The following is a 15336-nucleotide window of genomic DNA, read 5'->3' as shown; positions in this document are numbered from 1 at the left end:
TGGATGGCTTCCCGAGTGGCCAAAGGGGACAGACTGTAAATCTGCTGCAAATTGCTTCGGTGGTTCGAATCCACCGCCATCCATTCAATTAAATATCGCGGGGTGGAGCAGTCTGGAAGCTCGTCGGGCTCATAACCCGAAGGTCATAGGTTCAAATCCTGTCCCCGCTACTCAATTTGCCTAGATAGCTCAGTTGGTAGAGCAGAGGACTGAAAATCCTCGTGTCCTTGGTTCGATTCCGAGTCTAGGCATCTTTTTAATTAATTATTTCTTTAGCAGATCCTACAGTTCTTTTTATGATTCAAATTATGAATTTGATTAATTTACATCAATTACTTTGATTGCTTTACATGTTAAAATCCAAATAGTTGTTAATTAACAGCCACAATATTGGAGGGTGAAAATGTCTAGAGTAGTCACATTTCCTGATCGTATGCTTATTGATGGTTTTGTTTATGAGAAGCAGGGTTATAACAACGAGGGTGGTGTTTTCTATAATTCTAAGGATAACCCATCTGATATTACAAGCAAATTTATAAGTCTTTATCCTGATGGAAAACTTACTTATTTGTATGATGGGCTTGAACTTATATGGAATAAAGACTTTAAGATTATTAATTGAATATAGTATGTGCAATATTATTATATTGCATATAATTAGATAGGATTTCGTTAGCGGAATCCTTTTTTAGTATGGGTAAAGAAATTATTGAGGTATAGTTAATCGAAAGAAGGAGGATTAATGAAGGCTTTAGAAGAGAAGATAGTAGAATGTGGGAAAGTTTATCCGGGAAATATTCTTAAAGTAGATAGCTTTTTAAATCATCAGATAGATGTAGATATCCTTGATAAGATTGGGCAAGCCTTTTATGAGAAATATAAAAATAAAGATATCACAAAAATACTTACAATAGAAGCTTCCGGTATTGCAATAGCATGCTTTGCAGCCAAATATTTTCATGTACCGGTTGTATTTGCAAAAAAATCCAAAAGTTTAAACATTGGAAAGGATGTATTCGTTTCAAGAATTAGTTCTTATACATATAATAAGGAATACGATGCGACAATATCACGTGAATTTCTTAATTCAAATGACAACGTTTTGATTATTGACGATTTTATCGCTATCGGAAATGCTATGAAAGGCTTAATAGAGATATGTAATCAGGCTGGTGCAAATATTTGCGGAATAGGGATTTGTATTGAGAAAGGATTTCAGCATGGTGGGGATGATTTACGTAAAATGGGATACGATTTAACTTCTCTTGCAATAATAGATAATATGACTGATGATGGTCAAATATTTTTCAGGGAACAATAGCAAAAATGTGTTATAATCTTCTTCGTGCAATATTTTAGAGGAGAATGATAATTTAGTGAACGAACTTAAAAAGAGAATTATTACAAAGCTTGCTCTTTCTGCAAGGAATTATAACGAAAATCATAAGAAAAATGCAAAACTGATAACATATATGGTTCTTGCGGTCATTGTTCTGATAAATATTATTTTTATTATACCTGAGTATATTCTTTCCTTATTGAATTATATTTTGGGACTTATAAAGAAGGGTAAAAAGTTAATAATTATTGGAGCGATTGTTATCTTAGGAGTGCTTGGAGTAGTAGTATTTGATCGTAATAAAGAGAAATTCATTGTTAATCGTGAAAATAGTGGTAATAATGAAGAACTGGCAGCATTAGAAGCAGATAGTGAAATAGAAGATGATTTAGGTGATTCAGATATTAGTAATGTCGAGGTTGAAGATAACAGCAACGAAAGTTTACCGGATGTAGATCAATCAGATGAGACTATTTCTGAGGATGGTGAACTGTCGACTGAAGAAATTCCTGATGACAAAGAGCAGGATAAAAAAGATCAAGTTGCTGACAAGAATATAAATTCTGATGCTCAGGAAAAAGAATTAAATAATACATCAGGTAATATGGGTAACCGTACTACAGAAGATACAGAAAATGTCGGAAATACAGACATTAACAATGATGATGACTCTAAAAAGGATTCTGATACTAATAAAAGCACAGACATAAATAAAGATACGAACATAAATAAGAATACGGAGATTAAAAAAGAAACCGGTATTAATGAGGATAATAATAAGAGTACAGAGTCTGAATCCGATGAAGGTGTAGTTAATGGCAATGATGTAGATGATAGTAATGATGTAGATCATAGCAATGATGCAGAGATTGCTGAGTCTTCGAAGGCTAATAATGAAGGTGGATTAGCTAAATCTACGAAAAATAGCAATATTACTAAAGCCAATGATGAGGAAGCAGAAGACAGAACTGCGGATAAGTCTAATGCTTCAGAATCAGATACTGATTGGGAGCCATGTGATGTTGATTTAACGAGTCTTAAAGATGAATATCCTGAGACTGTAGGGTGGTTATTTATTGAGAATACATCCATTTCATATCCAATAATGCAGGGCTCAGACAATGAAAAATATCTAAATATCGGATATACAGGAGAGGAAGCTAATACAGGAGCAATTTTCCTTGATTACAGGTCTGCAGAGGATTTTAATGACTCAAATTCTATAATTTATGGGCACAATATGAAAGATAAATCCATGTTTGGAAAGCTTAGAGATTATAGAGAGAGTAAGGAATACTATAATGATCATCAATATTTTCAAATAATAACACCTGATGCTGAATATAGGTATAAAGTATTTGCTTACATGGATGTTCCTAATGATTCAGTAATTTATGATTACACTGGGGAAGAAGCTAAAGCATTTGTGGCAGATGCTGAACCTGTAAGAATTAAATCGTATATGGACTCTGAGATACCTGTAAATAAAGATGATAAGGTTGTTATTCTTTCAACATGTACATCGCAGGATGATTTAAGATTTGTAGTTTTAGGAGTATTAGTAGATACCAAAAGATAACCTTAATTTACCTGAGGAAGATGGTAAGAAATTGATATCGAATTTATAAAGAGCCAATAATGGTGAAGAGATGGATGAGTATTCTCGTTATAAAACTATATTGGCAAATATTTGACTTTATAAAAATAAACGGAATTTCCTTGTGGTAAGTAAAAAAGCGGCTTTAAGCCGCTTTTTTGGAGAACAACGAATTCTGGCTGAAGTTAGTGTCGCCTATCTTCGCCGGAGGAATGGACAGGTTCTTAATTTCGAAAATCTCCCCCTCATAAGAGATTAACTAAAAGCAAGAACTGCTTCATTTGTTATTCTGATATTTATTATATTTATAGTAGTCCAACAAATGTCCAACAAATCAGAAAAAATGTATAATAAATTTTGATTTATGATTTTTAAAAGATATAGAAATAGCTATTTTTATTATTAAAGGACAGGATTTCAAACGTTTTTCCTTATTATCATTTGGGAAATGATGACTTCTTGAACGCAATAAGGAAAAGCGTTTAAGAATCCTGCCTTTGGCAGGACACGCCCCTCGCTTTGCGAGGACCTGGTCCAGTACGAATATGTGGTGGGAGAAGATGAGATGCCGGCTTACTTTTCTTTGGTAGCAGAATGTAATAAAAGGAATATATATGATACTATTCTGAAGGATTTTTATGACAAGTTATCGATGCAGGGAATGAAATTTCTCAGCGGATACTGGGATTATATGGATATGCCTTATGAAAAGATAATAGCTTTCAACCAGGAAAAGCTTGAGGAATGCTTCAGAATGTCCTCTGAAGATGATATCAGTAGTGATTATTTGCAGCTTCTTTATGAATATAAGGATTTATCAGAAGTAAGATCATTTATTATGAATAATCCTGAGGATGGCATATTTACAATACATATCATAATTCCGGAAGATGAACTTTTAACAATAGAAAAAGGGAAGATTTCGTATGATGATAATAAGATTAATAACTTAATACGTGTAGCTAAAGGGTTATGGGAGCTGCCTTTTGTTGATATAATCCAGACATTTTTGGAATTATCAGATTTTCCGAATAACCTTGAGAGTATAAAAGATGGGGCACCTATATCAGCAGAACCTTTTGCTATTGTACCGGATAATTTTTGTGAGAAAGTACATAAAAATGCTGAGGCTTTTGAGATTTCAGGAGGATTCCTAATTATTGCAAATTAGTTGTTTTCCTCAGAAAAACAGAAAGAGTATCTGGCAAAGTCGGATTACTGCAGAACTTTTCCATTTTTCGCAATAAGTCATAGAGGGCTATTTTTGTCTGAAATTGGATAATCCTCGCAAAGAAAGGATATATCCTGAACAAAACGTTTATTAATGGGGAAAGCTGGCGCCTTGTCACGGTTACGCCAGCTTTGTTTTTTTGAAGAAAAGTTTATGTTTTATGAGGGAGTATCAAGAAATGTTTTTCTCTTGATGTTTTTATAATACAGTTAAAATCGTAAAACAAAGTGTACATTTTGTGTTTAATCTGTGAATTGTAAATCAATGTACATTTGCAGACAAGTCACCTACTGCAAGGATTGCAAGATGTCTTGTGGCACGGGACATGGCTGTATATAGGCAATGTTTTCCGAGCTCGTCATCAGGATAAGATACCGGATCTGCATCAGCAAGGATTACATTGTCGAATTCCAATCCCTTTGCGAGTTTTAATTCAATGATAAAGCTACCTTTTTTAGGAAGTGCATTGTTTTCTGCTATCATTGGTATAGAATCACTATTTAACGCAGTGAAAAGCTTATCAGCATTAAATTGATTTCTGCAAATGATTGCAGTAAGGCCATCCTCTTTCTCGAATTTGGATATCTGGGTATTGAGTTCAGATAAGTGTTCCTCATCAGAACTACACTTTATAACGGAGACTTTTGCACCTGGGCGTTTTACGGAGGAAATCATCAGCTTTTTTTCTTCCGGAAGGATAGCAGCAAACATGTCAGTAATTTCCGGTGAACTTCTATAGCTTGTCAATAAGGGAAGTTCTACGAAGGGTTTCTTATCTGCCTTTGCCATATCTTTTAGCTCGTTGAAGGTAACCGTACCCTCACGGATAGCCTGAAATTCATCACCAAGGAGCATGAAGCGGGCATTGGGGAAATACTTCCTGAAAATAAGCATCTGTGCCATAGTATAGTCCTGAACTTCATCAACCATTACATAACGCATGTTACGATCACATTCTCCTGTAAGTTCCATACGTGTGTAAAACCATTCTGCTGCGGTTATGCGTGATTTTCCGAGAATACGCTTTGCTATATGTATGACATTTATGAAGTTACAGTGTCTGATATTATGAAGTGCACCGCCAAGATCATTTTCAATTCGATTGTTTTCAGCAGAATCGGATTTTGCAACTGATCCGGATTCGCTGTCCATATTATGATCAATATTTTTAAGCACGTTTTTGGCTCTATGTTCAAGTTCATCAGATACAGTCTGAATCAGGCGGACTCCCATAGGAAATTGAGAGAAGCTCTTAACAACTGAAAGCACCTCTTTTTTTGACAGAACACGATTCCCTTTTTGTTTTATATCAAAGAAATCAGCTGCTTCAGGCGTAAGAGTTGGCAGGATTTCATGTATCTTTCTTAAGCTATCGGTATCGGTAAAATCGTATGCATTTTCTGAAAAAGGAGTCTCTACCATCTCAGCAAATTCCTGCCAGGTCAATGTCAGAGGATTGGTTTCTCCCATATCCGGAAGGACATTATCGATATAGTCGCGGAAAACCGGGTTTAGCGTCATAAGACAAACCTGGTCTGGACGCAGAGAATCTCTCTTTTGATAGAAAAGATATGCAATTCGTTGCAATAAAACAGAAGTTTTTCCACTTCCGGCGATGCCATTTACCAATAAAAACGGGACATCAGGATATCGGATAACGGTGTTTTGTTCTTTTTGTATGGTTGCAGTAATTGCCTGCATTTTATCCGAACGAGTCTGTGAAAGTGACTGCAATAACAGAGGGTCCTCTATGGCAATCTGAGTATCAAAATAGGAGATAAGTTTATCTTTTTGTAAATCAAACTGGCGTCTTAATAGTAAATTAACAGGGATTTCTCTGTCTTCGACCATATAGGAGGTTGGGCCGTTTTGCTGATTATAGTAAACCTCTGCAATAGGAGATCTCCAGTCAATTATCATCTGGCTGTAACCATTTTGAGAAATGGCAGCACGACCAATATAATAGTCCTCCGGGGCTTCTGAAGGGTCAAATTGAACCTGAATTTTGGCAAAATAAGGGGATTCCAATAGTTTATTAACAGTATTTAATCTGTTACCAAGTGAACTGCTTTCAACATTGTAAGTGTCAATATAGCGATTCCAAACCTCAATTTCAGCTAAGGTTTCCATAGTAGTTTCTATGTCAGCGTAATCAAATCGAATATTGTCACGGATGTCGTTTTTCTCGTCAGTAGCTTTTTCGTCCAGTTTTTTGATCTGGGATTCCAGGTCATTTTTCATTTCAAGCAACTTGTTGTAGATTTTGGTTAAATGCTGTTGTTCTTCATTGAAGATTTCTTTTTCCATTTATAATATGTACCTTTACTTTTAGATTTGCAGCCTATTTACACTTTATAAAGTTGTCAAAACTATAATGAGTGTTAAAGTTACTGTTCAGACAGCTCTGAGCACTTGCTGCGCTGAGCGTGAGAATGTTCTACGTCTTGAATATAGGATTTGCCCCTTTGCCGAAGGCAACTGGAATGGGCAAATCCAGTTGCTGTGAGCACCGTAAGGTGTGAACAGTAACGTGTTAAAGCTTTGCCGCACAGATTGCTTCTTTAATCAAACGATACTCGTTTATAAAAGAAGTATGGTGGGATGTGATATAGTTTACATCCAAATTCTCTCTTTTTGAAGCTTTTTCAAGGGAAAGTGCCTTTGCAGCAAGATCAGTGATGCCAAGTATGCGCAGGTTTCCTTTGATTGCGTGGATGAGTATATTATATTCTTTCCAGTTCTGGTTATCGTAAAGAAGAGTCAGCTGATCCCTTTTCGAATCAAAGTCCTGAGTAAAATAATTTAGTGTATCAAAATAGGCCTCAGAGCTGTCTCCACAGTACTCTATTGCGCTGTCTGTATCTATTCCGGCAAGCTTAAGCTTCATAATATCGTAGATTAGAATATTATTTGGTTCAATTGGTATATCATCTGTTATTTCAAACTCACTGAGATTTGTTGTTTCTTCAGTCGCATAGGCACACTCCGGCAGATATTTTGTCAGTATCGAAACCAGGGCATTTATTCCTATTGGTTTGGATAAATAGTCATCAAAGCCTTCACTTAGATATTTTTCTCTGGCACCTACAATTGCATTTGCTGTAAGGACAACAATCTTTGTACTTTCCGGAATAAGATCAAGCTCACGAAGCTTTTGCAGAGTTTCTATGCCATCCATTTTAGGCATCATGTGATCAAGGAAAACAATATCATATATCTTATCAGACATAGCAGATATTGCCTCAGCGCCGGAAGTGACTGAATCAGGTTTGATATGGCATAGCTTTAACAGGTTTGTAGCAACCGTGAGGTTCAGACTATTATCATCAACCACAAGTACCTGAGCGTATGGAGCATTTATCAGATCACTGTCTGAGCGCTCACCATTATTACTTGACGGATTTTGCGTAAAAGCTCCTATAGGCGTTCTGTCAGTGATTCTCTGCTCTATTGTGAAGTAGAATAAGGAACCTTCGCCATAGGTACTTTTTACACAAATTTTGCTTCCCATAAGAGTGAGAAGGTTTGAAACAATAGACATGCCAAGGCCGGTTCCTTCGATATTCCGGTTTTTCTTTTCATCAAGCCTTTGGAATGACAGGGTGAGACGGTTTATATCCTCGGAACGTATACCAATACCTGTATCCTGAACGGAAACGTAAAGGAATAGTTTGTCTGAGCTCATACTATCTGCACGAACTGTGAGGCGAACGTAACCCTTTTCGGTGTATTTTACAGCATTTGTTAAAAGATTCATTATAACCTGCTTAATCCTCACATCATCACCAAAAAGAGTACGAGGAAGCGTTTTATCAATATCTGAAATCAGTTCAAGGCCTTTTTCGTCTGCACGGCGTGAAATAGAGTTAAGCAAGTCGTTTATTAATGAAGCGGTGTCATAGTTAACAGGAATAATATCCATTTTACCATCCTCTATTTTTGAAAAATCAAGGATGGTATTTATAAGTGCCAGCAAGGTATTACCTGCAGAATCGATTCCTTTTGAATAATCAAGAATGTCATTATCATCGCTACTTCTAAGAATCATTTCATTCATACCAAGTATGGCATTTATGGGAGTTCGGATTTCATGGGACATCTGTGCCAGGAATTGACTTTTTGCCTTGTTGGCTTCGTTTGCAGCAACTTCTTTTTGTTTTAAAATCTGTGCCTCATAATCACGGCGCATATTAGTGGAACGCAATTCTTCCATTTTTCTTACATTTAACTGCTCGTTTTTATATCCAAGATAATAGAAAAATGAAATCATAAGGAAAATGATCAATGAAACAATGATATTGAAAGAAAGCTGTCTGTAGGTCTCCTCAAAAAGCTCTTTGTCACTTATGGCTATAACTACATACCATTGACTAATTACTGGTTCGATGAATAAAGTATATGCTTCACCGGAAATATACACTTTGGAAGTAGCGTTTTTGTTATTTGTAAGGGTTTCTAAAAAGCCCTCACCGTATATTTCATCTATATCACGGCCATTTAAGGATGAATCATGATGAGCTATTATCATACCATCGTGATCAACGACGAAACCATAACCTTTTCCGGCTATATTGACATCCTGAATAGTAGTAGTTACATGATTAACAACCATGTCAAGAGCAACAACCTCACGATTGCTGTAATCACCTTTGCTGCCACCATCAGATAGAAGCTTACATATAGTAATGACAACAGAACCTGTCTGGGCATCAACGTAAGGTGAAACTATTATGGTTTTTCCTTCAGCATTCACCGCATTTTTGTACCAGTCTCTGTTCTCTACATTGTAATCCGGGGGAGGAACCCAACCTGAGCCATCCATGTATTCACCATTTATATAGGCATAGAGACCGGTAAAGTTTTCATCAAACTGTTCTGACTGGTTTTCGGTTTGCTTATAAATGTAATCACGGATAATATCTTGTGAATCACCGTTGTGCAGCATTATATCTACGGTATCAGCAGTAACCCAGAGAATGGATCTTGCAACTCCCAGATAATTTTCAAAGTCCTCTGCGGTTGAATATACCTTAGCCTGACCATCCTCCATGGCACCTGTCACTGAAACCTGATAAAACAGGCGGGCTGTATACAAAACAGATGTTATCATAAGACAGAATGTGATGGCTATTGTCATGATAAAATTGAAACGACCTCGCTTTATTGAAGCCCCTTCCTGAAAATCGTTCTCAAGAGATTTGTACCTGATAGCGGTCATCAAAATGATCATCAATATAAAAGCTACCAGAATTATGGAAATAATAAACAATGTGATAGCGATGCTACTGTAAACATCCGGATTATCTGCAGAAGATGGGAGATGGTGTTTCATATAAACGCCTATGTAATAGCCTCCGACACCTCCAAAGAAAATGATGACAGTAACAGTAATTTGCAAAAGTATTGTAAAATGCGTTTCCTGAACGGTACGTTCCTGTCTGGCTGTTCCGCGTTGTTCATAGCATTTATTAGCTGAAGGATTCAGAAAAATAAGCGACAGGCACTCCAATAAAGAAAAATAGTGGTAAGGATTAACCAGCTCACTTCCCCAATCAAAGCAGGAGGATGTCCACATTCCATACTCAAATATTATAAAGCATAGTATTGTCAGATGAAGCCAGGGTATTTCCTTGAAATTATCCCTGTTTTTAAAATAGTGGGATATAACCTGTACGCAGATACAGGAAATGCATATTGCAAAGAATCCCTCCCATATGTTATTAAATATTCCTCCGAATCGGATGTATATGAAAAACTGCCATATACCTAGAGGAATGGGAACAAGTATTATGGGGTGAAAAAAGCCTTTGGATTCCTTGGGACGCATATCAATTGTCAAAAGGAATAAAAAAAGATAGCCTATATTCCAACCAAAATAAGCCATCAGTTCGGATACATTAGGATCTTCGCCAATAACCAAAGTATAGGTTGTCCAATAATAATCGCTAAGCAGGTGAGCCAAAAAGAAAACAGAAATAAAAAGCCATCCGCGTTTTGGTGTTTTGATGTATTTAAAGAGCGCATAAAGAGCGCCGAGTACTACGGCAAGCAGAGTATATACATTTTCAATGGTATCTATACCCATAACGCTGGCTCCTCTCATAGTGATGGTATTATATATATTTTAAAGCTTTTAGAAGTCTTATATTATAAAAGTTTCCTAAATAACTAATAAAATATCCCATCAGAGAAGGAGCCGGAGATAACTGGTTTTTATAGAGTCATGTTTTTTAGAAAAACGGGAATAGAATGGACTTGCGGGCTTTTTTCTTTTTGCCCGCAAGAAGTCATATATTATTGTTCTTATCAGGAAAAGATAAGAATTTAAATTAATGTAGAATCCCTGTAAATCAGATCTGTCTCAGTGTAAGTAATTCTGTAGTTAAGGTCTGGCTGTTCAATCCTTGACATTACAAGATTGGCAGCGGAATAACCGATAATCTGGCTATGAATATGGCTTGTTGAAAGTGAGGGAGTAATTATTTTGGATTCAGGTGAATCATCGAAGCCAAAAAGTTTAATGTCATGGGGACATTCTATTCCCATCTTCTTGAGACCATATAGCAGGTCAAGAGCCACAAAATCGTTCGCACATATGAACATTTCAGGCAGCTCTTTCATGTTTTCAAGTGCACTGTATAAATATTCTCTATAATCTGAATCATGAGGATGAACCTCAGAAAGACAGTATTTATCCTCAAATGCAAGGTTATTAATGTAAAGAGCCTCTCTGAAAGCCATGAAACGTTCATAGAATGAGCGGCAGTGGGTAACCTGACCTACAAAGCCTATTTTGGAAATACCCTTTTTGCTCATATCATTTACAACAGTGTAAATGCTTGAAAAATTGTCCATTAAAAGGATATCCGCATTTAATGGTTTCCAAAAGCTTGCAACCGGCGCATCTATCATGAGAACAGGTATATTGAGATTACAAAGTGTTTCACAATATGTATGGTCAAACATTTCTATACAAACTATAGCTTTAGTGTTCTCCGGCCTGAATGAAATAGGAAGAGAAAGATCTGTTATATTATTCGCATCTACTCTGTGCATTGTAAGACTGTAGCCAAGAAGAGACACTTCATGTTGAAACTTATCAAGCATGGTAGATGCAAAATGTGAATTATTTAAAAAGCGTCCTGTGAGAAGAGCTATTTCTCCGGAGGCTTTAGCTTTTGAAATTAATGGATTCTTAATTTCTGAGACAGAGTTGGCATATGAAAATTGCTTATAACCCATCTCTATTGCTTTTTCTAATACTTTTTGTCTGGTAGATTCTGCGAGAACACCTGTATTATTGATTGCTTTTGATACAGTATTTCTGGATAAACCAAGTGCATCTGCTATGTCCTGCAGTGTGACTTTTCCTGCCATAATAATTCTCCATTTGATTTTGATTCATAATGATTGTTTCATTATAAAATGTAAAAATCATGATGTCAAATGTAAATGTAAAATGTGCAAATGTAAAATAATCATGTTGACACTAATCTTATGCTGTGATATATTTTACATACGCAAAGAGATGTTACAAATGTAAAAACATTGCGGAGGAGTTTTTTATGAATGCAAAAGCGAAAAACAATAACCTGCACAATACACTCATCTATATAAAGCAGCATTGGCAGTTATATGTGTTCTTCTTAGGACCGGCACTGCTTCTGACTATAGTATTCAGATACATTCCGATGGGTGGAATTCTTATTGCTTTCCAGAAGTACAATCCATTTAAAGGAATACTTGGAAGCGAATGGGTAGGCCTTAAGTACTTTCAACAGTTTCTATCGTCCCCGGACTTTTTACAGTATCTGGTAAACACACTTAAACTTAGTGTTTTCGGATTGCTTTGGGGATTCCCAATGCCGATTATTCTTGCACTTTTGCTTAACAGAATTGCAAGCAGCAAGATTAAGCAGAAGATTCAGCTTGTTTTATACATGCCTAACTTCATATCAGTAATAGTCCTTTGTGGTATGGTAAGAATCCTTCTTTCTGTAACAGGACCTCTGAATATGATGCTTGGCACAAACATAAACTTCCTTACAATTCCAGCTGCATTCAGACCGATATACATTATCAGTGGAATATGGCAGGGTGCCGGATGGGCTTCAATCATGTACACAGCAGCCCTTTCGAATGCAAGTAAGGAGCTTAAGGAAGCCGCACAGATCGATGGAGCCAATATTTGGCAACAGATCAAGGCAGTAGAGTGGCCTGCTATTAAGGATATGGTAGTAATCCAGTTTATACTTCAGGCAGGAAACATCATGAGTGTCGGATTTGAAAAAGCATATGCACTTCAGTCTGACATGAACCTTGCTTCATCTGAAATTATCGCAACCTATGTTTATAAAAAGGGTCTTCTTAATGGAGATTACAGTTATTCAACAGCGGTTGGTCTTTTCAATACAGTTATAAACGTAATCCTTCTGATTGCAGTTAATAAAATAGTAGAAAAGCTTAACGACGGTCAGGGATTATAAAGGAGGAGAAACAAATGCAAAAAGCAATTACTATCAGAAAGAGTGAATTTGCAAGAGCTTCCATGGGAGATAAGCTGTTTCTCTTAGTTGGATATATATTATTGGCTTTGTTTGTAGCAGCCATCATCGGACCTGTTGTTTACATTATAGTTGCATCATTCATGGATCCGATCACTCTTCAGAATAAAGGTATTGTTTTTGATCTGAGCAAGTGGACACTTACAGCCTATGAAAGAGTTATGACAAATCCTCAGATTTGGGTAGGTTTTGGTAACGCAGTTCTTTATTCAGTATTGTTCAGCTTTATATCAGTATTTATCACATTGTTATGTGCTTACCCTATGTCCAGAGATGATTTTAAGGGCAAGAAAATATTCAATACAATTTTCATCATCACCATGTTTTTTGGTGGCGGACTTATTCCTACATACCTTCTTATAAGTAATATGGGACTTCTTGATAGCATGTGGGCAATCATTCTTCCGGGATCATTCAGCGTTTGGAATATGATCATCGCAAGAACATATTATAAGGGAGTACCCGGTGAGCTTAGAGAGGCTGCTGATGTGGATGGAGCAAATGAGCTGGTATTTTTCTTCAGAATACTGCTTCCTGTATGTACACCGCTTATAGCAGTATTGGTACTTTGGCAGTTCGTAGGAATGTGGAACAGCTATTTTGATGCAATGATTTATCTCAATTCAGCAAGTAAGCAGCCTTTGCAGCTCGTTCTTAGAGCAATCCTTATTCAGAATGAGCCGGATCCGGGTATGATCGCAGATATGCAGAGTACTGCACAAAGAGCACAGCTTGCAGAGCTTTTGAAATATGCAACTATCATCATTTCAAGCTTGCCTTTGATAGTTATGTATCCGTTCTTCCAGAAGTATTTTGATTCGGGAATTATGGTTGGTTCAGTTAAAGGCTAACGTTAATTCACCTGTTATACAGGTTTGAATAGTTTCTAATGAAAAGGAGAGGACAATGAAAAAGAAAACAACAAAGTTACTGTCTACAGCGCTTGTCATTGCTATGTCAGCAAGTGCGCTCACAGGTTGTGGCAAGGGGACTTCAACTGGCAGTGGTGCAGCTAAGGTAGATGCTGAGAACATCACTTTCCCTCTTGAAGAGAAGGTTACTATCACAGGTACAACCAGCTATCCTTCAGGAACAGAGGCTGAGCCTAACAACAGAACAATCTTCAAGAGACTTGAAGAGGAGACCAATGTACATGTAGATTGGACAGCTATTTCAAACGATCAGTGGGGAGACAAGATTCAGCTGACAATGGCTAACAAGGACATGCTTACAGATTTCATATTCAATGCAGGATTCAGTAACTCTGATCTTATCAGATATGCAGACCAGGGCGTTATTCTTCCTGTTGAAGAATATATTGACAAAAACATGCCTAATCTTAAGGCTGTATTCGATAAGTACCCTGAATACCGCACAATGTGCGAGGATTCAGAGGGACATATCTGGGCACTTCCCTGGATTGAACAGCTCGGTTCCAACAAGACAGCTATCCAGACAGTAGGTAACAACTTTACTTACATCAACAAGAAGTGGCTTGATTTCCTTGGACTTCAGACACCTACAACAGTAGATGAGTTTGAAGAAGTTCTTAAGGCTTTCAAGGATCACGCAGCAGAGCTTCAGGCAGAGTTTGGTATTGAGGGTGACATCATTCCTATGTCATGCATTATGAACGATCAGGATCCCAGCCTTCTTATCAACGGATTTGGTGAAGGATATGGTGACAACGATATAGGACAGCATATCGCTGTAACAGATGACAAGAAGGTTATCTGCACAGCTACACAGGAAGGCTTCAAGTCAGGTATGCAGTGGCTTCACAAGCTCTATGACGAGGGACTTATCGATCCTGAGTGCTTCACACAGGATTGGTCAACATATGTAGCTAAGGGTAAATCTCACAGATATGGCGTATGCTTCACATGGGATGTTGCTAATATCGACAACCTTGAGGACTATGTACCTCTTGCAGCTCTTCAGGCTGATACAAAGAACGTAACACCTATGAATGGTTCATTCACATCTGGTTTTGATCGCGGCAGATGCGTAATTACAGCTAAATGTGACAACCCTGCATTCGTATGTGCTTGGCTTGATCGTATGTATGATCCTTTCCAGTCTCCTCAGAACAACTGGGGTACTTACGGTGAGGACGATGAGTTCGATATCTTCGAGCTTTCAGAGAACGATAAGGGTGAGAAGATGCTTAAGCATGCACCTCTTGGAGATGCTTCACCTGTTGAAGTTCGTGAGGCAGAGGCTGTTGGTGGTCCTCTTGCAATCCTTGATGAGTACTATGGTGTATATGTAACATGCCCTGATGATGCTCAGTATCGTCTTGACTGGATCAAGGAATATTACACAGATGATATGCACGGTGAGTATGTATATCCTAACGTATTCATGACAGCTGATGACACAGAGAAGCTTACAACAATCCAGACTGATCTTATCAGCTACATCAACTCAAGCAGAAGTAACTTCGTTATGAACGGACTTAGCGATGCTGATTGGGATGAGTACATAAAGCAGGTTAACGCTTACGGTCTTGATGAATATCTTTCAATTTATCAGAAATACCTTGATGAGTTCTACAAGTAATACAGGTTGTACTAATCATATATGAAAGGTGAGGGAGGAGAGA

10 protein-coding genes and 3 tRNA genes are annotated in these 15336 nt (G+C 37.3%); 10 read left to right on the top strand and 3 right to left on the bottom strand.

Annotation, left to right across the window (positions count from 1 at the left end):
- Position 1 precedes the first annotated feature (1 nt).
- From G622_RS0117530 to G622_RS23505, 7 genes are all read left to right on the top strand, one after another.
- A tRNA-Tyr gene (locus G622_RS0117530) sits at positions 2–83 on the top strand.
- Between the two features lie 13 nt (positions 84–96).
- Positions 97–170: transfer RNA gene (locus tag G622_RS0117525), tRNA-Met, on the top strand.
- Positions 171–178: 8 nt separating this feature from the next.
- Positions 179–251, top strand: a tRNA-Phe gene (locus G622_RS0117520).
- A gap of 152 nt (positions 252–403) precedes the next feature.
- Positions 404–622: a hypothetical protein gene (locus G622_RS0117515; protein WP_026511765.1), complete on the top strand. Its 219-nt coding sequence runs from the start codon at positions 404–406 to the stop codon at positions 620–622.
- A gap of 120 nt (positions 623–742) precedes the next feature.
- The gene (locus tag G622_RS0117510; protein ID WP_026511764.1) at positions 743–1321 is read left to right on the top strand and encodes a xanthine phosphoribosyltransferase; all 579 of its coding nucleotides are present in this window, start codon (positions 743–745) and stop codon (positions 1319–1321) included.
- Between the two features lie 55 nt (positions 1322–1376).
- On the top strand, positions 1377–2918 hold the full coding sequence (gene srtB, locus G622_RS24905) for a class B sortase (protein ID WP_049945934.1): 1542 nt from the start codon (positions 1377–1379) through the stop codon (positions 2916–2918).
- A gap of 583 nt (positions 2919–3501) precedes the next feature.
- Positions 3502–4107, top strand: a complete 606-nt coding sequence (locus G622_RS23505; protein ID WP_049945933.1) for a hypothetical protein — start codon at positions 3502–3504, stop codon at positions 4105–4107.
- Between the two features lie 321 nt (positions 4108–4428).
- On the opposite strand, the gene G622_RS0117495 is transcribed toward G622_RS23505, so the two are convergent.
- From G622_RS0117495 to G622_RS0117485, 3 genes are all read right to left on the bottom strand, one after another.
- On the bottom strand, positions 4429–6474 hold the full coding sequence (locus G622_RS0117495) for a HelD family protein (RefSeq protein WP_026511763.1): 2046 nt from the start codon (positions 6472–6474) through the stop codon (positions 4429–4431).
- 226 nt (positions 6475–6700) lie between these two features.
- Positions 6701–10252 (bottom strand): hybrid sensor histidine kinase/response regulator, encoded by a 3552-nt coding sequence (locus tag G622_RS24900; RefSeq protein ID WP_049945932.1) that lies wholly within the window; start codon positions 10250–10252, stop codon positions 6701–6703.
- Positions 10253–10491: 239 nt separating this feature from the next.
- Positions 10492–11544, bottom strand: a complete 1053-nt coding sequence (locus tag G622_RS0117485) for a LacI family DNA-binding transcriptional regulator (RefSeq protein ID WP_026511762.1) — start codon at positions 11542–11544, stop codon at positions 10492–10494.
- 188 nt (positions 11545–11732) lie between these two features.
- On the opposite strand from G622_RS0117485, the gene G622_RS0117480 reads away from it, so the two are divergent.
- The 3 genes from G622_RS0117480 to G622_RS0117470 are packed head-to-tail and all read left to right on the top strand — an operon-like array spanning position 11733 to position 15293.
- Positions 11733–12653 (top strand): ABC transporter permease, encoded by a 921-nt coding sequence (locus G622_RS0117480; RefSeq protein ID WP_026511761.1) that lies wholly within the window; start codon positions 11733–11735, stop codon positions 12651–12653.
- Positions 12654–12667: 14 nt separating this feature from the next.
- On the top strand, positions 12668–13582 hold the full coding sequence (locus G622_RS0117475) for a carbohydrate ABC transporter permease (RefSeq protein ID WP_026511760.1): 915 nt from the start codon (positions 12668–12670) through the stop codon (positions 13580–13582).
- Between the two features lie 55 nt (positions 13583–13637).
- Positions 13638–15293, top strand: a complete 1656-nt coding sequence (locus G622_RS0117470) for an ABC transporter substrate-binding protein (RefSeq protein ID WP_026511759.1) — start codon at positions 13638–13640, stop codon at positions 15291–15293.
- The last annotated feature ends 43 nt before the right edge of the window (positions 15294–15336 follow it).

The organism is Butyrivibrio sp. LC3010 (assembly GCF_000424385.1).
Lineage (GTDB): Bacteria > Bacillota > Clostridia > Lachnospirales > Lachnospiraceae > Butyrivibrio.
This window is presented reverse-complemented; position numbering and strand designations above follow the sequence as displayed.